Source organism: Ignatzschineria ureiclastica (assembly GCF_003121845.1).
Taxonomy (GTDB): domain Bacteria; phylum Pseudomonadota; class Gammaproteobacteria; order Cardiobacteriales; family Wohlfahrtiimonadaceae; genus Ignatzschineria; species Ignatzschineria ureiclastica.
The window spans coordinates 563,132-584,182 of the sequence record NZ_QEWQ01000001.1; the positions used below are offsets into that span (position 1 = coordinate 563,132).

17 protein-coding genes, 1 pseudogene and 1 riboswitch are annotated in these 21,051 nt (G+C 38.8%); of the genes and pseudogenes, 12 read left to right on the forward strand and 6 right to left on the reverse strand.

Annotated elements, in window-relative coordinates:
* Window positions 1–84: 84 nt before the first annotated feature.
* On the reverse strand, window positions 85–1,167 hold the full coding sequence (locus DC083_RS02355; RefSeq protein ID WP_109188646.1) for an LPS O-antigen chain length determinant protein WzzB: 1,083 nt from the start codon (window positions 1,165–1,167) through the stop codon (window positions 85–87).
* A gap of 416 nt (window positions 1,168–1,583) precedes the next feature.
* Here DC083_RS02355 and DC083_RS02360 point away from each other — a divergent pair.
* The 4 genes and pseudogenes from DC083_RS02360 to DC083_RS02375 form a co-directional block, all read left to right on the forward strand.
* Window positions 1,584–2,177, forward strand: a pseudogene (locus tag DC083_RS02360) (IS5 family transposase); the annotation flags it as partial.
* Window positions 2,178–2,551: 374 nt separating this feature from the next.
* Window positions 2,552–3,715 (forward strand): O-antigen ligase family protein, encoded by a 1,164-nt coding sequence (locus DC083_RS02365; protein WP_157954870.1) that lies wholly within the window; start codon window positions 2,552–2,554, stop codon window positions 3,713–3,715.
* 17 nt (window positions 3,716–3,732) lie between these two features.
* Window positions 3,733–4,860, forward strand: a complete 1,128-nt coding sequence (locus DC083_RS02370) for a glycosyltransferase (RefSeq protein WP_157954871.1) — start codon at window positions 3,733–3,735, stop codon at window positions 4,858–4,860.
* Between the two features lie 233 nt (window positions 4,861–5,093).
* On the forward strand, window positions 5,094–5,927 hold the full coding sequence (locus tag DC083_RS02375; RefSeq protein WP_308430446.1) for a glycosyltransferase family 32 protein: 834 nt from the start codon (window positions 5,094–5,096) through the stop codon (window positions 5,925–5,927).
* Here the strand turns inward: DC083_RS02375 and DC083_RS02380 are convergent.
* A complete protein-coding gene (locus DC083_RS02380; protein WP_109188651.1) occupies window positions 5,924–6,889 on the reverse strand; it encodes a glycosyltransferase in 966 nt (321 codons plus the stop codon). The two genes, DC083_RS02375 and DC083_RS02380, sit on opposite strands and share 4 nt — an antisense overlap.
* A gap of 144 nt (window positions 6,890–7,033) precedes the next feature.
* On the opposite strand from DC083_RS02380, the gene DC083_RS02385 reads away from it, so the two are divergent.
* On the forward strand, window positions 7,034–8,164 hold the full coding sequence (locus DC083_RS02385; protein ID WP_157954872.1) for a glycosyltransferase family 9 protein: 1,131 nt from the start codon (window positions 7,034–7,036) through the stop codon (window positions 8,162–8,164).
* Between the two features lie 51 nt (window positions 8,165–8,215).
* On the opposite strand, the gene DC083_RS02390 is transcribed toward DC083_RS02385, so the two are convergent.
* Window positions 8,216–9,781, reverse strand: a complete 1,566-nt coding sequence (locus tag DC083_RS02390) for a sulfatase-like hydrolase/transferase (RefSeq protein ID WP_157954873.1) — start codon at window positions 9,779–9,781, stop codon at window positions 8,216–8,218.
* A 606-nt stretch (window positions 9,782–10,387) separates the two neighbouring features.
* On the opposite strand from DC083_RS02390, the gene glyS reads away from it, so the two are divergent.
* The 4 genes from glyS to rsmD all read left to right on the forward strand — a co-directional run bounded on the left by glyS (window position 10,388) and on the right by rsmD (window position 14,818).
* The gene (gene glyS, locus DC083_RS02395; protein ID WP_109188654.1) at window positions 10,388–12,457 is read left to right on the forward strand and encodes a glycine--tRNA ligase subunit beta; all 2,070 of its coding nucleotides are present in this window, start codon (window positions 10,388–10,390) and stop codon (window positions 12,455–12,457) included.
* An 83-nt stretch (window positions 12,458–12,540) separates the two neighbouring features.
* Complete coding sequence (locus tag DC083_RS02400; protein WP_109188655.1) at window positions 12,541–13,242, forward strand: D-glycero-alpha-D-manno-heptose-1,7-bisphosphate 7-phosphatase; 702 nt, start codon at window positions 12,541–12,543, stop codon at window positions 13,240–13,242.
* 79 nt (window positions 13,243–13,321) lie between these two features.
* A complete protein-coding gene (locus tag DC083_RS02405) occupies window positions 13,322–14,173 on the forward strand; it encodes a lysophospholipid acyltransferase family protein (RefSeq protein ID WP_109188656.1) in 852 nt (283 codons plus the stop codon).
* A gap of 15 nt (window positions 14,174–14,188) precedes the next feature.
* Window positions 14,189–14,818, forward strand: a complete 630-nt coding sequence (gene rsmD / locus DC083_RS02410) for a 16S rRNA (guanine(966)-N(2))-methyltransferase RsmD (RefSeq protein WP_109188657.1) — start codon at window positions 14,189–14,191, stop codon at window positions 14,816–14,818.
* A 234-nt stretch (window positions 14,819–15,052) separates the two neighbouring features.
* Here rsmD and DC083_RS02415 read toward each other — a convergent pair whose 3' ends face one another.
* The 3 genes from DC083_RS02415 to DC083_RS02425 all read right to left on the reverse strand — a co-directional run bounded on the left by DC083_RS02415 (window position 15,053) and on the right by DC083_RS02425 (window position 16,540).
* Complete coding sequence (locus DC083_RS02415) at window positions 15,053–15,763, reverse strand: nucleotidyl transferase AbiEii/AbiGii toxin family protein (RefSeq protein WP_109188658.1); 711 nt, start codon at window positions 15,761–15,763, stop codon at window positions 15,053–15,055.
* The gene (locus tag DC083_RS02420) at window positions 15,756–15,965 is read right to left on the reverse strand and encodes a hypothetical protein (protein WP_109188659.1); all 210 of its coding nucleotides are present in this window, start codon (window positions 15,963–15,965) and stop codon (window positions 15,756–15,758) included. Before DC083_RS02420 ends, DC083_RS02415 begins: the two co-directional genes overlap by 8 nt.
* A 305-nt stretch (window positions 15,966–16,270) precedes the next feature.
* Window positions 16,271–16,540, reverse strand: a complete 270-nt coding sequence (locus DC083_RS02425) for a helix-turn-helix domain-containing protein (protein ID WP_229822286.1) — start codon at window positions 16,538–16,540, stop codon at window positions 16,271–16,273.
* Between the two features lie 826 nt (window positions 16,541–17,366).
* A riboswitch (TPP riboswitch) is annotated at window positions 17,367–17,488 on the forward strand.
* 135 nt (window positions 17,489–17,623) lie between these two features.
* Here DC083_RS02425 and thiB point away from each other — a divergent pair.
* Genes thiB through thiQ form a run of 3 tightly spaced genes read left to right on the forward strand, consistent with a single transcriptional unit; the run spans window position 17,624 to window position 20,977 of the window.
* Window positions 17,624–18,592: a thiamine ABC transporter substrate binding subunit gene (gene thiB / locus DC083_RS02430; RefSeq protein WP_109188758.1), complete on the forward strand. Its 969-nt coding sequence runs from the start codon at window positions 17,624–17,626 to the stop codon at window positions 18,590–18,592.
* The gene (gene thiP, locus DC083_RS02435; RefSeq protein WP_275667250.1) at window positions 18,568–20,271 is read left to right on the forward strand and encodes a thiamine/thiamine pyrophosphate ABC transporter permease ThiP; all 1,704 of its coding nucleotides are present in this window, start codon (window positions 18,568–18,570) and stop codon (window positions 20,269–20,271) included. The genes thiB and thiP overlap by 25 nt, the downstream gene beginning before the upstream one ends.
* Entirely contained in the window at window positions 20,255–20,977 is a 723-nt protein-coding gene (thiQ, locus tag DC083_RS02440; RefSeq protein WP_109188661.1) for a thiamine ABC transporter ATP-binding protein ThiQ, read from the forward strand. Before thiP ends, thiQ begins: the two co-directional genes overlap by 17 nt.
* Window positions 20,978–21,051: the final 74 nt, after the last annotated feature.

A 21,051-nucleotide genomic window follows, 5' to 3' on the forward strand; every position in this document is an offset into this window, starting at 1 on the left:
GAAGATATCAATATAAATAATTATTGATCTAAAAAAGCATCCAAATGGATGCTTTTCATTTCATTAGTGATAATGAATACTATTTTACATAGCATTGGCTATTTCTCTTCTATTTCTAATCATTACCCTTACCAAAGCGATACCGATTCCCATCATTCCTCCTATTAAGAACCCTATAACCACAATTAATGATTTCTTAGGCTTAATCGGAAAGTCTGGTAATTCTGCAGGTTGGTCAAAAGTATAGGTTTTAATTAACTCAGGTTTAAATTGAAGGGATTGATAAAAATTAAGTTGCCGCTGTAAATTTGATAGTTCTTCGATAAAAGGGTCATCATTTTTTCGTTGTTTTAATACATTGAGCTGTGCAGCAAGTGCATTTGCCCCACGTAAATATGGTAAATTACGATCAATATAGGCGGCTCCCTCTTCCATCATCTTCCCTTCAGGCTTTTGAGGTTCAAATATACCAATCTCTCTAGCGATATTATACGCTTCAGTTAATCTCGCTATTTCGCTCTCCCGCTCTAATTTCGCTTGCTCCCGTAATAACTGAATATCAATAGTTAAAGCTTGGACAATATTTTCAACTTCTGAAGATCTGTCTTTTATTAAAATATTTTTAGTAATATCCCCTGCCATTGTAATATACAAATTTGCCCATTCTTGCGTCATTTTCGCTTCTTTAGGCAAGGTGATCGTGACAAGATCTTGTTGCTCGTTTTGTTCAGCTCGTTTAACGTCAATCACTTTTGCAAATGCTTTTCGCAATGATTCTGCAGGCTTATTACGCTCTTCATCACTTAATGATGGTAAAAATAGATCTTCATAAAATTTATTTTTTAATGTTGATGAAGTTAATATCTGCGTAAATAGAGCAAAAACCTGTGAGGTACTGATAGGTCGTAATAACACTTCATCTTCTTTTTGCGGCTCTGGATTTAACGCTACTATATCGCTTACTCTAGGAGGTAATACAGCCGCTTGTGATTGATATATAGGGGCTGCCATTACAGCATAAGCTATCGCAATTACCGTTGCTAAAACAGTACATACAATGATTATTATCTTCTCTTTCCAAAGATTCGCTACGAGTTCGAAGAGATCGATTTCATCATTGTCCACTTGCGTGGCTTTATGATTAAGGTGCGCATTATCTTGAGTCATAACAGAATAGATACCCTTATATTCCAATCAAATTAAAGGGAATAATATAACATATTTATTAGATAAGAAATATTTATTGAGGGTAATTTGATAATTTAATAGAATTTCATTGAGGCGTGAGGGTGGAAAATAAGAATTGTTAAAAAATTTGGGGCTGACATAGATAAGCCAGTTAAAATCAATGGTTAAAGGTAATTTAAAATAGCTTATCTATGTCAGCCCCTTAAATTATATACTACAATGAAATTATTAGAGTCATTACAAACCATTTAACATTGTACTTTGATTAATGCTCCACCCCATCCAATCGAGAGGTTGGATAGTTAAGATTAATAGTGGGAGCTGTTGAACATTGTAGTTCAAAATAAAAAAAGCGAGCGGTAGAATATTATCATCAAACAAACCTACCACTCGCTATATCTCAAACCATGCTTACAGATAAACTATGGCTGAAACTAAAGCCTATTCTCCTAGATTTAAATATTTATGACAAACCAAATTTAAGAAATATCGTTGAGGGTATTCTATATAGAATGAGAACAGGCGTTCCTTGGAGGGATATTCCTAAGAAATTTGGGCGACCTAATACGATTTTTAAGACTTTTAGTCGTTGGTCTAAAAATAACAAGCTCTTGAAATTATTTAAAAAACTATCACAAGATGTTGACTATGAATGGCTGTTTATAGATGGAACTCATATTAGAGCTCACCAGCATAGCACGGGAGCCGCCACAGATAATCCTCAAGCAATATCTAAAAGTATTGGTGGAAATAGTTCAAAAATTCATATGATCGTAGATGCTTGCGGTAATCCCTGTGAATTTATCGTAACAGATGGAACGACTCACGATATCAAGGTTGCTCCAGAGTTACTGAGCAGGGTTCATTTAAATACGACAGATTATGTTAGTGCAGATAAAGGTTATGATTCTGCAAGTTTTAGAGAAGAGATTATAAATCAAGGTGCTAAAGCTATTATTCCTAAAAAGAGGAATACTCTTACGAATAATATATCAACATTCTCATCCTCTCGATTGTTTGGGGTCTTTTCATATAAAATAATTTAGTAAAAATAGATATCTCTCATTTTAATTCTTCTAAATCAAAATTTATCCCCCCCACTCTTAATATTACACCTCAATATAAGCATGCATTTTCGATCTTTGCCAATGAAGCTGTTGCCCTTTTTAGGGTAAGTTTACGGCTTTTCCAATAAATAACCTTGCATTTTAGATACAAAAAGTCATCTCTTAGATATAATCATATTTCCTTTTCTATATAACCTTAATATAAGTAACTCTATATCAACGATATGACTATAAATAGCCTAAAAAATTTCTGTAAAAACAACTTATTTCTTTTTTTTTATATTTTGCTTTTTACAATGATATTAGGGCGCCCAACATTAGAAGTGGTTGCTTCTATTGGTACACTGCTCAGCTTTTATCTTCTAGTTCGCCATTGGAACTACTACTTCAATGAGCTTATTAATAACCGCTATCTATACGTAGCTTTAGCCTTTGTGATTCCCATTGGTGTCTCGCTGATCGATACACTCAATATGTCTAAAGCACTTTCTGTATTTTTACAGATGCTCCGTTATCTCTTTATCGGTGTCATTGCTGTTGCTATGACACAGAATATACAAAATTATGTTCGTTTAGCACAATTCACCTTCTATACACTGATGTTTATCTGTATCGATGCTATTGTGCAATGGTTAACTGACTATAATATTTATGGTTATAATCCTGTCACTATTAATCGGGTAACAGGAGTCTTTAGTTACTATCATATTAGCTATTTCTTAGGGACTTTCGCTCCTATAGTTCTTTTTTATCTCTATAAAAAGCTAAAAGAGAAATTTACGCTACTAAGAATTACTCTCTCCATTATTGCGAGCCTCTTGCTTATCACTACAGTCATTATTGGTGGCGCTCGAGCAGGGATGGTTTCCCTATTAGTCTCTATTGTTCTCTTTATTGGTTATCTATTCTATACAGAAGCAGTGAAACATAAACTTCGCTTCCTTGCTGGAGCATTCGTGGTGTTAGCAATAGGAATAGGGGTTGTGAGTCAATCCCAAATGGTTCAAGAGCGTTTTCATAACACAACCTCCACATTTGGTAGTGACCAATTTATGGATCAATTTACCTCCTATAGAACTAATATTTGGTATGTAGGATTTAAAGAGATTCCTAACTATTGGGTTAATGGAGTAGGTCCCAGAGCTTTTGATAAAATTTACCAAACATATCCTGATGATTATAAAATCTTTACATATGTACACCAACCTCACCTTCATGGCTTAGAGGTGATGATCGAAACAGGCATTATCGGCTTTATTCCTTATCTCTTAGTGTTACTCTATCTCTTTATCCGTATGTTTAAGGCTAAAGCAGGTAATGAATGGATTATGGTAGGCTTTGTTGCGATGATGCCGATTAATAGCCATGTAGGCCTATATGAGAATTTTTGGATGCCTTTAGTCTGGATTCCGATTATGCTAGGTTTAGCAGAAGGTTATAAAATAGAGAATAAGTTATGATTGAGGGGATAGTTAAAATGAAAGTTGGTTTTTTTATTTATCACAGAATAGATGGCAAAGGTGGGTTAGAAAATACATTAATTAAAATAACCAATAATTTAAAAAAAGAAGATATCTCCTCTCATATTTTCTTTTGGACTCCTCCAGTGTATACAGACTTTTTTAAAAATTTTGATGAAATTTCTGTAGCAACCGAGTACAAAGAAGATGAAAAAAAATATCGATTTATTCCCAAGTTTATTTCAAGACGAATTAAGTTATTCCATGACTTTTTAAAGATGCAAAATTTTTTTAAAAAAGAGATTCTTCCTGCGGAACTAGATGCCTTAATTATTATAGATCTTCCCGATACACTCTGTTTTTATCAAAAAATACTCAAAAAGTTCACTACAAAATATAATGTACCAATATTATCTTGGATACACAGTTCAATAAAAAACTCCACCCCAAAACAAATTGCTAGAACTCGAAAAATACTTCCTATATATAAACAACACCTTACTGTGAGTTTTGGAATAATGGAGGAGTTAAAAGATATTTATAAGATTTCTAATATCACTTATGTTGGTAATCCTATAGATTCGGCAAAAATTATTCCAAGAACATCCAATGATTTTTTATATATTGGCAGAATTGCCGATCCTAGAAAACAGGTTAACCAACTAATCTCTTCTTTACCTGCACTCAAAGGAAACTGGAAACTCCATATAATTGGATCTTCCGGCAATAAAGAAAAAGATGATTTATTTCAACAAAAAATATTAGAACTCCAATTACAAAACCATATTATTTTTTATGGTTGGGCAGAAAACCCATGGGATCTTATATCAAAAGCAACTGCTCTAATACTTAATTCCTCCACAGAAGGTTTTGGTCTAGTACTTGTTGAAGCAATGATGAGAGGAATACCCTGTATTTCCTCAGACTGTCCCGTTGGACCACGAGAAATTATTCAACCTAATATTAATGGATGGCTCTTTAAAGTAGGGGAAGAAGAAGAACTAATCAATATAATGCAAGAAGTAATAGATAATAAAAGATCATTACCAGATCCTTATATAGTACAACAATCTGTACAGCATTATGAAACAAGCCAAATTGTCCATCAATTCAAAACGATTCTTAACAATTGTATTAATCTCTAGAAGTAAGAACTTTCATCTCTTTATCTAATGATATCTACTAATAAAAGCTTGTCAGTAACCAATCAACTCCATCAAAATGGAGGTGTTGATTGTCGATAGTCCTCTACTTATCAGCATATACCAAAGCTAATTTTTTCCGGAAGATATTCCCTATACAGAAGAAAAATTACAATAAGTAATATGCAGCGCCTAAACTATAGATAAATTAGCTGATCCTTTAATAATAATTTAAAATAGCTCAGAAAAACATATTCTATAAAAGAAAGCTGATTAAGATGATTCCTAAAAAAATACACTATGTTTGGGTTGGCAATAACCCTAAATCACAACTGATATTGAATTGTATCGAAAGCTGGAAAACACAACTCCCTGACTATGAACTAATAGAATGGGGAAATGAATCTATCAAAGATATTGATATTCCATATCTTCACGAAGCATATGAACATAAAAAGTGGGCCTTTGTCTCAGATGTAATACGCTTATATGCCTTATATACTCAAGGAGGGATCTACCTTGATACAGATGTGGAAGTTAGAGATTCTTTCAACAGCTTTTTAGAACATGACTTTTTTTCTGGGTATGAGTTGCACAATAATATCTATTCACCTATCGTAACTGCAGTAATGGGTGCTAGTCCTCAAAATTCAATAATTAAAGACTTATTAGATAACTATAAATGCAACTCCTTTATTACAGACAAAAACCGCTTTAATCTTCTTCCTAATACCGCCAGAGTGACTAAATATTTTGAACAAAAATTTAAGATCGCTCCCCCCTATGATGGTGAAACAACATTATATTTAACCGAGAATAGCATTATTTATCCATACTATTTTTTCTGTACACCTAAAAAAAATAAACCTAACTATTCTATTCACTTATTTGATGGCTCTTGGATTCCAGGGTTTTCTAGGAGAGATAAGATAACCTTCGCTGGATATTCTATTGCACGTTTTAAAAGGGTTGCAAATAATGAAATTCTCGACTTAGGTATCAGTGACCAAATCATTTTGATCATTAACGTATCAAAAAATAAGAAATTTGCACTAATAAGAAATGGTTAGCCCCATCGTTTTTTTAGATATTTAGAAGCTAGATTTAGCGGTAATAAAAACAAAAAGTTTTGTAAAATTAATTTGCTATTTTTACAACTAAAACGAGTATTAATATTTTTTAAAAAAAGTAATTCTTGATAGATAAAATCAATATCAAAGGTACTCATCCACTTTAACGATCGCCTTTTTAATTTTTCTATTTTGGTCGCTATTAATTTTTTATAAAAGGGATTTTTTTCTGAAAGATATGCCTCATACATCTTCTCTATAACAAAGTTAAGATCTACAACATTTTTTTCTTTAATCGAAAAAGAAATAGAACCCTCTCGCTCTAAATAATCATAAATAACCATAGATGTTGCGCGAAGGTTCTTCACACATCGATATAGTAAGAAAGACCATAATTCATCTTCATGATATATTCCCTCTTCGAAGTAGAGATTATTTTTAATTATTAGATCTCGAAGTACCAATTTTCCCCATGCTGTTACCGTCAACCGGCCTTCAACGTACTGATGATAAATCTCATCCGTAGATGATAAATAAAGATCTTTTTGAAAGCCTATTTCTAAAGTATCTCCTTGTGGTGTAACTTTTTCAAAATTACCTATTACAACATCACAACACTCTCCATCACTCTTTGCCAAGCTTACCAAATCAGCTATTACGCTAGGAGAGCTTAAGCTATCATCACTATCTAAAAAAAAGAGATAGTCCCCGGTAGAAGCATCTATGCCGGAATTTCTAGCAGCGGACAACCCCTTATTCTCTTTATGTTGAACTAAAATAGTACGTTTAGTCGCCTTATAAGCCTTTACAACTGCAAGAGCTAGATCAATACTATTATCTGGAGTACAGTCATCAACTAAGATTAATTCAATATCACTATACTTTTGTTCTAAAACAGACTTCAAACAATGCTGAATTTCTGCTTCAACATTATAAATGGGGATGATTATCGATATTTTCATAAATGCCTACTGTATGAATATCTAGTATCCATAGATTAACTAAGTGTTATAATTTACATGTTTTATCTGTATCTATTGTATGCCATTTTACCACTAAGATATCGACTATATTTCTTTTTTGATTAACCAATAATGCTAATAAGTATGAAAAAAAACAATTCTGATAATCTCTCATTACCCACACTTGTATCAAAAGCCGACAAAGTTTTGTTTATTATCCATCTAGCTATTGGTGACTTTGCCTATCTTCAAAGTGCTTTTAAAGTTTTCAAAAAACATTATCCTAGTTTAAAAATAGATCTCTTTGTCGTTGAAAGCCGTTGTACGGAAGATCGAAGTAAGTGGCCATACTTAGAAAAAGATGTTATTTACGATTGGCTTGAAGGCTGTGGGCTATTCAATAAAATATATAGAAAAAATTATGCCCCCCATCTTTTCGCTGAGTCGATCAGTGAAGCTAAAAAAGAGAACTACTCTCTTATTATCTCTTTTGGTGATGTTCACTCTGAACCTACAGAAAAGTATGCTAGAGAAATGGCAGGGCCTGATAGTATTGTGGCTGGCCTTAAACTGCATATTAATTGGTACCGATTTAAATACCAAATATATAAGAGAAATCTTTGGAAAAACTTGGATATCACTTTCAAATCCATCCCAATGACAAAGGGTCGTCATATTAGTGATCTTTTTGCATTTTGGTTTGAGCAAATTGGTGGTTATCAAATGACTGAGGAAGAAAAGCTTCCCTTTATCGATATTCCACAATATTGGCAAGACAAAGCAACAAAAAAACTATCTCAGCTTAAACACAATGCATCTCAACAAGTCATTTTTATCAATTACTTGGCAAAAGACCCCAATCGCTCATGGAGATTAGAACAAGCAATTGAACTAATAAAGAAGATGCAGCAGTTACCAAAATATGCCGATGCCCTCTACTTTCTAAATACCACGCCCGACCATCTCTCTGAAATAAGCGGAGCGATTCAAATGGCTAATTTAACAAACACCATTCCCTTTAGTGCAACTGATAACTTTTATGAGTTACCAGCAATTTTAGGACAATCCGATTTAATTATATCTGTAGAGACTTCGATTATTCATCTAGCAAATGCCGTAAATACACCATTAATTGCTTTAATGAGACATAAAACTCCCGAGTGGGAACCTCCTAAAAAAGAGATTACCGAGGTTATTTGGTGTCATAAAAAAAGAGATAAAATTGTAGATATCTCTCCTCTTGATGTTATTGAAAAAATAAAAGCCTATTCCTAAAATAGACTTTCAACTTATTCATAAATATATCGATGTATAAATTTTTAACTCTTAAGATTGTGGAGCTAAGGGGATAATCTCGACTTCTTTTAATTCTTTCTTCTGAGCATCACTCTGAAAAAATGGAATTGCCCTATCATAGACAAAATGAGGGATAGTATCTTCTTCAGAAAGTTTAAAATACTCTGTAAATTGAGCAATATCGCTATCTTTGTAACCTAATGCCATCATTATTAATGCAGGAATATAATAATGGCTTTTAATACTCTGATTTTTTTTAATATTTTCAATTGTTACTGATTCATTAAGAAGCTGTGGACCAATAAATAGAAGAGGTACTATAGCCTCCTTGATATCTGGATTACGGGTATCACAATGAAATGATTTCTGCCCTGGGGCATCGAATGTTTGTCCGTGATCAGAGGTATAAACGATAGCAACTTGCTCTTTGTAAGGTAATTTTTCTAAAATAGCTTCAAAGTATCGATCAGTTTCAAAACGAGCTCTATTTTTATAGGTATTGATAATCTCTTCTCGCGTAGCTTGGCTTAAAGAGGCATTTTGCATTACAGGTGAAAAGTAATTTTCAATCCCCTCTTTATAGTACGGAAGATGTGCCCCCTGTTTAATAACAAGATAAAATTGTTTCTGTTCAGGATATCGATCTCTCATCTCTACTATCAAATCAATGAGCTCTGCATCGCTCTCATCATCTACCTTTATAATGTTGATCTGATCTGTTTCGGCTTTTGTGAAATAATTATGTCCTACACCATTTGCTTGAGCATCGATTAGATAAGGGACGAAGCCCGCTTGTTTTACAATTTCCCAAATATAGACTATCTCGGTTCCGAGCAGATCTTTTTCCTCTTCACCATATCTTACAAATTTACGAATAGAAGCATTAGAGAGGTCACTACAATTAGCATAAGATACGGCTCTGCCAAAGTTAACAATATTCTTCTCTGGGTAACGATATAAACTAGGTGTCACGTTGCCATTATAATTCAAATCAATAAGATCCCAATTGATAGATTCATCAATGGTCATAATAACTGTATTAATCTCCCCAGAATCGGCAATAAATTTTCTAAAATCAGGTCGTTCTTTTGGTTTTAATGCTTCATTGATATCTCTATTTTTCCCATTTACATAAGTATAGAGAGCAAATTGCACTGTAGGTAGTATAAATCCTGGACGGCCAATTAAACCTCGTCCTTGTGTATTCAGTAAAGACAAAGTATAAGAAAACAGTACTAGCAAGTAACAGGCTGAAAGAGTTAAAGAACCTCCCCATTTAAAGCGAATTGTCACTGGCCATAAATATACAATAACAAATGGAATATGCATTAGTAAGGCCACTAATAGTTGATCTCCATATCCCATTATTGCATCATCTATTTTTGCTTTAGCATTTAATAACGTGATTAGATCACTGAAGGTTAAATATGTTCCAACTGATTTATAAAAAGTCAGATAAAATAGAGAATTAATCAAAAACATTATAAGAAACAGATACTTTACAACCCTCTTTGTATAGATGAATAGTGTTACTAAAACTAAGGTAGCTATCAATTGAACTAAATATCCTGTTAATTTCCCCCACCACTCGACCATTAAATAGAAATTTACCCTATCATCGATAAAAGGTTCATTAATAAGATAATATGTAATAGCAATAAGCAAAAATCTAATAAGGAAAGATCTATATTTCATTAACTTTAATTCTCTATTTTTTAATTGAACAATATACAACCCGCGACAAATTATAGATTAATAGCAATAAAAATTGATTTTTAATTTAAAGATAATTATCAACAACTATAGAAAAAGTATATTATTAAATCCTCGATAAATATAAACTCTATTTTGCCATAGATTTTATATTCTCTTACCTCTCTACTCTAATCATTACAGTATTACAAAATCGATATTACGGATTCCCCTCCCTCTCTTTATATTTATAGTAATATCGGTTCAAAATAAGCTTATTAAAATGCCGGCGCATCGGTTGTGAAAAGAGAGGTAGTTATTCTATCCGGCATCTTGCAAGTGTTATTTAGTACGGTTTATGTTCTTTTAAAATCCCGCAATAGCTGTTTAAAAATCATTTTTCTTAAACCAGATTTACTATAATTTGTGAGAAAACATCCAAAATACGCTAAAATAACCGCCTATATAAGAATTCTAGGTTATTTCATACACTTTTCAGATGGAATCACAATGATTAAAGAGACGCTACTAATTGAAATTGGGACGGAAGAGCTTCCGCCACGGGCTTTGAATAATTTATCGAATGCTTTTAAAGAGGGCATTGCGGCTGAGCTGAAAGCGAAGAAACTCGGTTTTAGTGAGATCAAGGCCTATGCCACGCCTCGCCGTTTGGCGCTTGTGATCTCGGATCTTGACTCTGAGCAAGCGGATTATGTGAGCGAACGCCGGGGGCCTGCGGTACAGGCTGCAATGAAAGATGGTGAACCTACGCCGGCACTTCAAGGATTTGCGCGCTCTTGTGGCGTAACGGTGGAGCAGTTAACGGTGCTTGGGACCGATAAAGGCGCTTGGTATACCTACAAAGAGGAAGTGAAAGGTCAATCGCTTGCGGCCCTATTGCCGGCAATGATCGAAAAAGCGCTTAAGGGCTTGCCTATTCCAAAGAGAATGCGTTGGGCGGGACACGATTTTGAATTTGTACGCCCGGTGCGTTGGGTTGTGGTGATGTATGGTGATCAAGTTCTTGAGACCAAGATCTTCGGAATTGATGCCGGCAATGAGAGCCGTGGACACCGTTTCCACACATCGGCACCAATTGCGATTCCCCACGCGAAAGAGTATGAAAGCACAATGGAACAGCAAGGGCACATTGTCCCTGATTTTGCAAAACGTAAAGCGTTGATTGAAGCAGATATTCAGAAGGTGACAGCATCAATTGGTACGCCGATTGTGAATGAAGGTTTACTTGATGAAGTCACGGCACTAGTAGAACACCCTAAAGCGATGATCGGTAGCTTTGAAACGCACTTCTTAGAAGTACCACAAGAAGCGCTCATTATTGCCATGGAAGATCATCAACGTTACTTCCCGATTGTGGATAAAAATGGCAAATTGGTAGATAAATTCTGCTTTATTAGCAATATCGAAAGCAGTGAGCCACAAGCGGTCATTGATGGGAATGAGCGGGTCATCCGTCCTCGTTTTGCCGATGCAGAGTTCTTCTGGAATGAAGATCGCAAGAAACCGCTTGAGAGTTATCTTGCTCATCTTGAAAGTGTGGTATTCCAAACTAAACTCGGTTCACAAGCGGATAAAATTCGCCGTGTTGCCACTTTAAGTGAAGCGATTGCGAAGATGATCGGTGCTGATGAAGCATTAGTGGCGCGTGCTGCACGTCTTAATAAGGCAGATCTCATCAGTGATATGGTGCAAGAGTTCCCTGAACTGCAAGGCACAATGGCACGGTACTATGCCCTTGATCAAAATGAGAATCCCATTGTTGCCGATAGCTTAGAGCAAGTTTACTGGCCTCGCTTCGCCGGCGATCGCTTACCGGAGAGTAAAGAGGCGCAAGCGCTCGGTTTGGCTGAACGTCTAGATACTATTGTAGGGATCTTCTCGATTGGTGAGATTCCAACGGGTTCTCGTGATCCTTATGGTCTTCGCCGAAATGCCTTAGCGGTTCTACGGATTTTAATCGAAAAAGAACTCAATTTAGATCTTTTGAAATTGATTGAGATTAGTGCGGCGACAATGCCGAAAGCAATTGAAGCTGACAAATCAGTAATGACCATCTTTACCTATATCTTCGATCGTCTTCGTGCTTATTCTGCAGATTTAGGGGTATCAAGTGATGTATTTGCGTCAATCTCTGAACTGAAGCTCACTAATCCGCTCGATATCTATCATCGTCTTTTAGCGGTTGCGGCCTTTAAAGCGCTACCGGAAGCCGGCTCTCTGATTGAAACAAATAAACGAATCCACAATATCCTCGAGAATAACAAAGAGGAAGCGGTGGCAACGGATGTGAGTGAAGCGTTATTAGAGAATGAGTCTGAAAAGTTACTCTTCAAAGCCACAGAGCTTCTCAAAGGTGAGATTGCATCGTTAGTAGCTGCGAAAGATTATCGCGCTATTTTAGAGCAATTAGCGAATCTTGCAGCCCCCCTCGCACGCTTCTTTGAAGATACGATGGTAATGGCTGAAGATCGTGACGTACGTCATAACCGTATTGCGCTTCTCACTGAAATTCGTGATGATTTTGAGACTGTCGCGGATATCTCTAAGCTTCAGCTCTAATCAGATATCATAGTGATATTGAGAGTGCGTGATCTCTTGATAGATAGCGCGCTCTCGACTCATCAATATCAGAAGGAATCATTATGAGTCAGATCAATCAGACTGCATCACAACAACCGGATCGATTATTAATAAATGACCTATTAACGACTGAGGATGTTTCACAAGAAACGCTCCCTTGGCCTGATCTTGTCATTCTCGATCGCGATGGCGTGATTAATGAGGACTCTAAAGCTTATATTAAATCAAGCGATGAGTGGCACCCTATTGCTGGAAGTTTAGAAGCCATTGCAACGCTCAATCAAGCCGGTGTTCCGGTTGCCATCGCCACTAATCAACGGGGTATTGCCTTAGGGCTTTATGATCATCAAGCACTTGATGAGATGCATCAAAAAATGGCGGCTCTACTCGATGAGCATCAAGGGAAAATTGTGGCATTAGAATATTGCACCGCCGATGATCCCGCGCATCCTGATCGCAAACCTAATCCGGGGATGCTACATAAAATTATGGCTCAGTTAGCGATTATGCCGCCTCAAGTAATCTACTTTGTTGGGGATAAACAATCGGATCTCGAAGCCGGAAAGCGTGCGGGCATTCGCCCTGTTTTAGTGCGCACAGGGAATGGCGCAGAGACAGAACGAAAGCTACAACAAGCATTGGTAGAAACACCTCAATGTCATAATAATGATGGCCTCGAAAATGATGGCAATCACGAGAATACGATCCCTTGCTTTGCTTCATTAGCCGAATTTGTAACGATACTACAGCGACTGCATCAGTGACTGCATTAGTGACTAATTTACCCCCATTTACCCTACTATCGATCTCTCGATTAAGCACTTTTCATAGGAATCAATACATATGGTGACTTGGATACGTTCCCTTATTACCTTTATCGGTTATCTCTTTATCTATCTAGTGATTACGCCCATTATGATGCTCTGCACGATCTGTTTCTGGGGCTCATGGTTTCGCCGGGTAACCATTATCTGGTCTAGCATTCTCATCGGTTGGATGCGAATCGGTGCCGGCGTGCATTATCGGGTGGTAGGGCAAGAGAATCTCGAAAAGCTCAAAGATCGCCCTCATTTTATTATCTCTAATCATCAATCGGCATTAGAAACACTCATCTATACGGTGATTTTACCGCCACACTCGTTTGTCCTCAAAAAAGAGCTTCTCTACATTCCATTCTTTGGTTGGGGTTTAGCGAAGGCTAAGCCGATTGCTATTAATCGCAAAGATGGGAAAAATGCCCTTAAACAGATCTCCGCTCAAGCGAAAGAGCGCTTTAATGATGGTCGCTCGGTGATTATCTTCCCGGAAGGAACGCGCGTTCCCTTTGGTAAAGAAGAGCCTTTTAAGAAAGGGGGATTTATTGTGGCGAAGCAGTTAGAAGCGCCGGTCTTACCGATGGCCATTAACTCCGGTTTAGCCGCACCGAAAGGCCGTTTTATCAAAGAGCCGGGGATGATTACGATCGTGATTGGCGAGCCGATTGAATCGACAGGACTCACGACCGGCGAGCTTGCGAAAGTCACCGAAAGTTGGATTCGAGCACATATTTTGCCCACATTAGATCCAAATGCCGAAGTCACAATCGCACCAACGGTCATTGAGGAAGTCTCGGTTGTGAAAGAGGATGAAGAGACCAAAGAAGCCATTGAAGCCGTAGCTTCAGAAACAGTATCAGATATCAAAACGCACTCGTAGGAGATCAACTGCATTATGAAACGCGCCCCAGGTAAATCCACCGCTCACGCCATTCAGATTATTGGTGGGGAATATCGTTCTCGTAAAATCAATGTGATTGATGCGGATGGCTTACGTCCAACCGCTTCACGGGTGCGTGAAACGCTCTTTAATTGGTTACAGCTCACTATCCCCGGCGCAATCGTGATCGATGCCTTTGCCGGCAGTGGTGCTTTAGGGATTGAAGCGCTCTCTCGAGGGGCAAAAAAAGCGATCTTTATCGAAAAAGATCCGGCAGTCTACCGGCAATTACAAGCGAATCTTAATACGCTCAAGATTCCAGAATCGCGTTATACCCTGCTCCCGATGAGTGCCTTAGAGTTTCTCAAACAAGATCCGCTTCATCCTGAAATGGAAGCCTGTTTAACCGCTATTGAAGAAGAGGGGTTACGCTCACACCTCTTCCTCGATCCGCCCTTTCATCACAATCTCTATTCTGAGATTTTTAATCTGCTCCAAGGTCATCCTCTCACAGAACATTTAACCTCTCTCTCCCTAGAGATGCCTCACAAGCTCCCCTTACAAGCCGCGAGCTTTTTACCGCTTAAAGAGGCAAGAGAGATGAAAACCAAAGAGAGCCGACTCTATCTCTTTAGAGCGGAATAAAGATTTTGATACTGATTGAAAGCTGATTCCCGACGGGAGGGAATGTTTGCAACTCCAGAAAAATCCCGCGCCCGCGGGAGAGCAGTTTCTCAACTTCTCAAACTAATCTCCCAGCGCGAAAGCGCCACAACTGTCGGCGCGCGATTGATAAAAGAGCGGGATACTTCGCCCCGGCGATGCGGTTAATTTTCTTAGTTGTTATAAATGATATCTAATTCACAAATGAATTGTATATTAAACAGATAATCTATTGTGCTTTTCTTGATTGATATAGTTTTCGAAATTAGGTACCAAGTCACTCATTAAGATTGCCTTAATTTGATGACTCATTGAATACTCAGTAGCTTTTTCTAAATAATGAGACTTATTCAATAAAGCTTTTTCTAACCCATAAAAAATAACTTGATATGAGTAATGTTGCGCTGCGATCCGCCAGCTCTCCTCCGGTATTTCTCCCCAAAAATGAAACATCACGATCAAATCTAATATATCTTTATATTCTGTATATCTATCTGCATTCGCAAGCAGTTTATTGACATAACAGGATTTCTGATCTAAATAAGGGACATTAAAAAAATGCCCCTCGGATCTTGTTAACTCATAATCTGCAAAAGATACAAATTCTAATTTTATTAACGTATTTTCTATACTAATAACTGCTCTTACAGCATCTCGATCTGCCCGAATATCTCTTGGATAATCAAAATCTTTTAAAACTAAATTCCCTAGAGATTGATTTGTGACTTCGCTTCTAACCGCTCTGTACGAATCCTTATTGGGACAGATAAAATCAATATCTACAGATTCTCGATATTCGTTTAACTCCAAAGCAATTCTAGTTCCACCACCAAATAAAATTGTATTTTGACTTAAAAATTCAGAATTAAATCGCTGTAATGCTTTATAAATAATTTGATGATGTCGGCGTTCTATTTTTTTAAGCATGAAGAAAAATACCTTTTCCTACTACGTCTATCAATTGTTGTAAAAGCGCTAGCTCTTTATGAGAGAGATCTTTTTCATCAAAATATTGATATCTTTTTTCACAAAAATAGAAGACCTCTTCAGGCGTAAATTCCTGTTTAGTCGTATCCCATAAAATTAAATCTAAGAAAGGATACTCTTGACGATTGATGGTATTTTTCATATTGATACCTCTCTTATAAACTAATAATGATCTTTTTTACAGCAACTATCTGTATTGTAAGGTGGCTTAATATTAAAGACAATGTATCTTTCTTAGCGATTCCCAAATCAAATCTGATTCCCGGCGGGAGGGAATGCTTGCAAAGCCAGAGAATCCGAGGCGCCTGTGGGAGAGCCATTTCTCAACTTCTCAAACTAATTTCCCAGCGCAAAACGCCACAACTGCCGGCGCGCGATTGATAAAAGAGCGGGATACTTCGCTCCGGCGACGTGAGGAATTTGCTTAATTGCCCCGAATAAAATGACCTATACGTTGATAGAGAAAGTTTTACCCGTAGGGAGATTAATATTGATACTCATAGAGCCACCTAATGCTTCAATATATTTTTTCATTGTTGAAAGCTTTATATCTTGAGTAACATTTTCAATCCCTGAAAGCGTCGGTTGTGATATCCCCAATATCTCAGCAATCTCTTTCTGAGTTTTATTGAGTTCTTTTCTGATCAACATAAGACTATATTCCAAATCTAGCTGATCGGTTAATGCTTGAATACATTCTTGACTCTCTTTCGACATATATTTTTGTGTAAATTCTTTAGAAGAGATTCTCTTTTTAGATTTTTTTAAATCTGATTTCATTTTGATACTCCTCTTATTAAGCGATATTAGAGAATAAGCTTTGATATTACCCATTTAAAATATAGCCTTCAACCTATATTTTGATACCCATTGAGTCATTATTAATTAGCCATTTCTTATTTTCGACCTAAATAGATATCTCTATTACCATAAACATAGCGCTTACCCGTTATTCCGGGGATAATTTCAAAAAATTTTATCCTAAATCGAATCTAATTCCCGGCGCGAAAGCACCACAACTGCCGGCGCGCGATTATTGGAAAAACGGGATACTTCGCTCCGGCGATGCGGTTAATTTTCTTATGGAATAAATATCTTCTATTTAAATAAAAGCTGATTCCCGGCGGGAGGGAATGTTTGCAATTCCATAACAATCTCGCGCCCGCGGGTGAACAGTCTCTCAACTCCTCAAACTAATCTCCCGGCGCGAAAGCGCCACAACTACCGGCGCGCGATTGCTGGAAGAACGGGATATTTCGCCCCGGCGATGCGGTTAATTTTCTTAGTGATTCCAAATCAAATCTGCTTCATAGCGGGAGGGAATGCTTGCAAAGCCAGAAGAATCCCGCGCCCGCGGGGGAGCAGTCTCTCAACCTCTCAAACTAATCTCCCGGCGCGAAAGCGCCACAACTGCCGGCGCGGGATCGCTAAAAGAGCGGGATATTTCGCCCCGGCGATGGGAGGAATTTTCTTAGTGACAACGGTCAAATATCCCCTTTTATGACACAAGTTTACAGCGCTCTTGAAAATCTCTACAATGAGGGCTATCTCAACGGGGTGCCATTTAGGAATGATTAGGATGATCTGATCTTTAAAGGGCTGAGATTTCACCCGTCGAACCTGATCCGGACAATACCGGCGTAGGGATTTGAGAGCAGATGGCCACGAGGGCGATCTCCCTCAGATCCTGTGACGCATTACACAGGAGCTGTTATGACCCATAAAACTAATTCTTCTATATTTCAACGTTTACCTCAATCGATTGCTCAACCGCTTGGGCGAATTCTCCTTGCCACTTCTATGATTTTAACCAGTGTAACCACATTGGCATTGGCAGAGAAACCGACACTCACCGTCTACACTTATGATTCCTTTGCCGCAGAATGGGGACCGGGGCCACTTATTAAGGAGCGCTTTGAAAAAGAGTGCGATTGTGAACTGAAATTAGTCTCTCTCGGTGATGGTGTTGCCCTACTCAATCGCTTACGAATGGAAGGCAAAAAGAGTAAAGCGGATATTATCCTTGGTCTTGATAATAATCTGATTGCAGCAGCGGAAGAGACGGGGCTATTTTCGCCGGCCGATGTGGATACCTCAAAACTCAAACTCCCAATTAAATGGGATCATCCCACATTTATTCCTTACGATTATGGCTATTTTGCCTTTATCTATAATAAAGAGAAGATCCAAAATCCGCCCACAAGTATGAATGCACTTCTCGATAGCAACGAGCCTTGGAGTATTATCTATCAAGATCCTCGGACTAGTACGCCAGGATTGGGATTACTGCTTTGGATGGAGAAACTCTATGGAGATGAGAGTGCAGCCGCTTGGCAAAAGATGGCGAACAAGACGCTAACCGTCACCAAAGGTTGGAGCGAATCTTATGGTCTCTTTCTCAAAGGTGAGAGTGATTTTGTCTTGAGCTATACCACATCGCCAGGTTATCAGATGCTCTACGATAAAGATGACAACTATGCGGCAGCCATCTTCGATGAAGGGCACTATCTACAGGTAGAAGTTGCGGCGAAGTTGGCTACAAGCCCAAATGGCGTATTAGCCGATCAATTCCTGCAATTTATGTTAACACCGGCATTTCAAGAGACGCTTCCGACTACCAATTGGATGTATCCAGTGATCGATATTCCATTACCGGAAGTCTACAAAGCGTTGCCGATTCCAAGCAAAGCGTTGCTCTTTAGTGCTGAAGAAGTGGAGAAAGAGCGACAACATTGGATTCGTTTATGGCAATCGGCGGTAAGTCAATAATTGACTTGAATGAGAATCTCTCATTGATGCATTCCCTACCTCATCATCACCGCCCATCGGCTTTGCAAGTTCAGGCTCATCGGCCAAAGAGTTTCCTCTCTCTTTGGCCGGGCATTGTAGCGGCATTACTGCTGATCACCGTTGCACTCCTCGCCTTTGGTGCGCTCTGGTGCTTTGCGCCGTCTGTTTCCTTGAGCGCTATTTGGAATGATCACTATCTCTGGCACGTGATTGGCTTTACCTTTTATCAAGCCTTTCTCTCTGCTCTACTCTCTGTGATCCCCGCTATTTTACTCGCTAGAGCACTCTATCGCAGGCGCTTCCCCGGGAGAACCCTGCTTCTTCGCCTCTGTGCGATGACGTTAGTCTTACCGGTCTTAGTAGCTGTATTTGGTATTCTCTCGATCTATGGTAAAAGTGGTTGGCTTGCAATGCTATTGGAGATGATGGGGATTGAATATCGCTTCTCACCTTATGGCTTACAGGGGATTCTACTCGCCCACGTCTTTTTCAATCTACCGCTTGCTACCCGAATGTTACTACAAGCCCTTGAGAGTATTTCAGTGGAACAGAGGCAGATCGCAGCACAATTGGGCTTTAATGAATGGCAACAATTTCGCATTGTAGAGTGGCCCTATCTGCGCCGACAACTGTTACCTACTGCGGCACTGATCTTTATGCTCTGCTTTGCGAGCTTTGCCACAGTGTTAGCCCTTGGAGGTGGACCGAAAGCAACCACAATTGAGTTAGCGATTTATCAAGCGCTCAATTATGATTTCGATCCCGGTAGAGCGGCGATTTTAGCCCTTATTCAACTCTTTTTCTGTATTGGTTTAGTCCTACTTAGCCAACGCATCAATAGCGCCTTTGCCATTGGCACAACACAAGCACGGCATTGGTTCGATCCAGCAGATAATCATTTTCGGCAGATTCGCGATACGCTAGTTATTCTCTTAGCGCTTTTACTACTCCTGCCACCGCTCATTGCCATTATTGCAGATGGATTGAATGGTCGTATCCTTGCCGTATTACAACAATCGGCGCTTTGGCAAGCGGCTTCCACATCGCTCATTATTGCCCTGTGTGCCGGGCTTCTCTCGGTGACACTCACGATGATGATTCTCTGGAGTAGTCGGGAGCTTCGACTTCGGGGAAATGGACGGTGGGGACAGACTTTAGAGCTCAGTGGCCTGTTAATTTTAGCGATGCCGGGTATTGTATTAGCAACAGGTTTCTTTATTCTCTTTAATGAGACGATCGGCATTCCCCAATCCCCTTATCCTGTAGTGATTGTGGCGAATGCGCTTTTAGCGATTCCTTATGCCCTGAAAACCCTCGATAATCCAATGCGCGATCTTGCGGAACGCTATAATCCTCTCTGCCAATCTCTCAATATTCAAGGCGTTCACCGATTATGGATCGTTGAACTGAAAGCCCTCAAAAAGCCCATTGCTCAAGCCCTTGCTTTTGCTTCAGTGATCTCCATTGGCGATTTTGGCGTAGTGGCGCTCTTTGGCAATGAGGATTTCCGCACATTACCCTACTATCTCTATCAGCAATTAGGGGCGTATCGTACCAATGATGGCGCGGTAACGGCAATGCTACTACTATGCCTCTGCTTTACTCTTTTTAGCTTACTCGAACAACTTTCAGGAAAAGATTATGATTCAGCTCAATAATGTTCTCTTTAATCCTAGCGTTAATGACAAGACGCAATCGATGCTGTTTCAATGTGCCATTGAACAAGGGGAGCGAGTAGCAATTATGGGGCCAAGTGGCGCGGGGAAAAGTACGTTATTGAGTTTAATCAGTGGTTTTCACGTTCCGCAACAAGGGGAGATAATCCTTGCCGGAAAAGATGTGACTAAGCTTCCGCCGGCAAAGCGTCCGGTATCGATGCTCTTTCAGGAGAATAATCTCTTTGCCCATTTGACCGTTTTGCAAAATATCGGTTTAGGATTACGCCCGACACTGCATCTCAAGCCAGATGAAATTGCAAAAGTCACACAAATTGCTGAACAAGTAGGATTACAAGATCTTCTTGATCGTTATCCTAATGCCCTCTCAGGAGGCCAACGACAACGTGCCGCGCTTGCCCGCTGTTTTATCCGCCGGCAACCAATTCTACTCCTCGATGAGCCTTTCTCCGCGCTTGATCCTGCGCTTCGGCACGAGATGTTACAGCTCCTCGATGAGATCTGCCACGCGCATAATATGACCTTAATTATGGTCTCGCACAATATCGAAGATGCCCACCAAATCGCGCCCCGAACGCTTGTGATCCACGACGGTACCATTGTGTATGATGGTAGCACCGAACAGCTCCTCAAAGGAGAAGATCCCGCGGCAAAGCTCCTCGGTATTGAAGCAAGTCATTCTCAATAGAAGCCGATTCCCGGCCGAAAGCGCCACAACTGCCGGCGCGGGATCAGTGAAAGAACAGAATCATTCGCTCCGGT

Coding starts and splice junctions, on each gene's coding strand:
- DC083_RS02355 (WP_109188646.1), bottom strand. CDS start 1,167: ATGACTCAAGATAATGCGCACCTTAATCATAAAGCCACGCAAGTGGAC.
- DC083_RS02365 (WP_157954870.1), top strand. CDS start 2,552: ATGATATTAGGGCGCCCAACATTAGAAGTGGTTGCTTCTATTGGTACA.
- DC083_RS02370 (WP_157954871.1), top strand. CDS start 3,733: ATGAAAGTTGGTTTTTTTATTTATCACAGAATAGATGGCAAAGGTGGG.
- DC083_RS02380 (WP_109188651.1), bottom strand. CDS start 6,889: ATGAAAATATCGATAATCATCCCCATTTATAATGTTGAAGCAGAAATT.
- DC083_RS02385 (WP_157954872.1), top strand. CDS start 7,034: ATGAAAAAAAACAATTCTGATAATCTCTCATTACCCACACTTGTATCA.
- DC083_RS02390 (WP_157954873.1), bottom strand. CDS start 9,781: ATGGTCGAGTGGTGGGGGAAATTAACAGGATATTTAGTTCAATTGATA.
- glyS (WP_109188654.1), top strand. CDS start 10,388: ATGATTAAAGAGACGCTACTAATTGAAATTGGGACGGAAGAGCTTCCG.
- DC083_RS02400 (WP_109188655.1), top strand. CDS start 12,541: ATGAGTCAGATCAATCAGACTGCATCACAACAACCGGATCGATTATTA.
- DC083_RS02405 (WP_109188656.1), top strand. CDS start 13,322: ATGGTGACTTGGATACGTTCCCTTATTACCTTTATCGGTTATCTCTTT.
- rsmD (WP_109188657.1), top strand. CDS start 14,189: ATGAAACGCGCCCCAGGTAAATCCACCGCTCACGCCATTCAGATTATT.
- DC083_RS02415 (WP_109188658.1), bottom strand. CDS start 15,763: ATGCTTAAAAAAATAGAACGCCGACATCATCAAATTATTTATAAAGCA.
- DC083_RS02420 (WP_109188659.1), bottom strand. CDS start 15,965: ATGAAAAATACCATCAATCGTCAAGAGTATCCTTTCTTAGATTTAATT.
- DC083_RS02425 (WP_229822286.1), bottom strand. CDS start 16,540: ATGTCGAAAGAGAGTCAAGAATGTATTCAAGCATTAACCGATCAGCTA.
- thiB (WP_109188758.1), top strand. CDS start 17,624: ATGATTTTAACCAGTGTAACCACATTGGCATTGGCAGAGAAACCGACA.
- thiP (WP_275667250.1), top strand. CDS start 18,568: ATGGCAATCGGCGGTAAGTCAATAATTGACTTGAATGAGAATCTCTCA.
- thiQ (WP_109188661.1), top strand. CDS start 20,255: ATGATTCAGCTCAATAATGTTCTCTTTAATCCTAGCGTTAATGACAAG.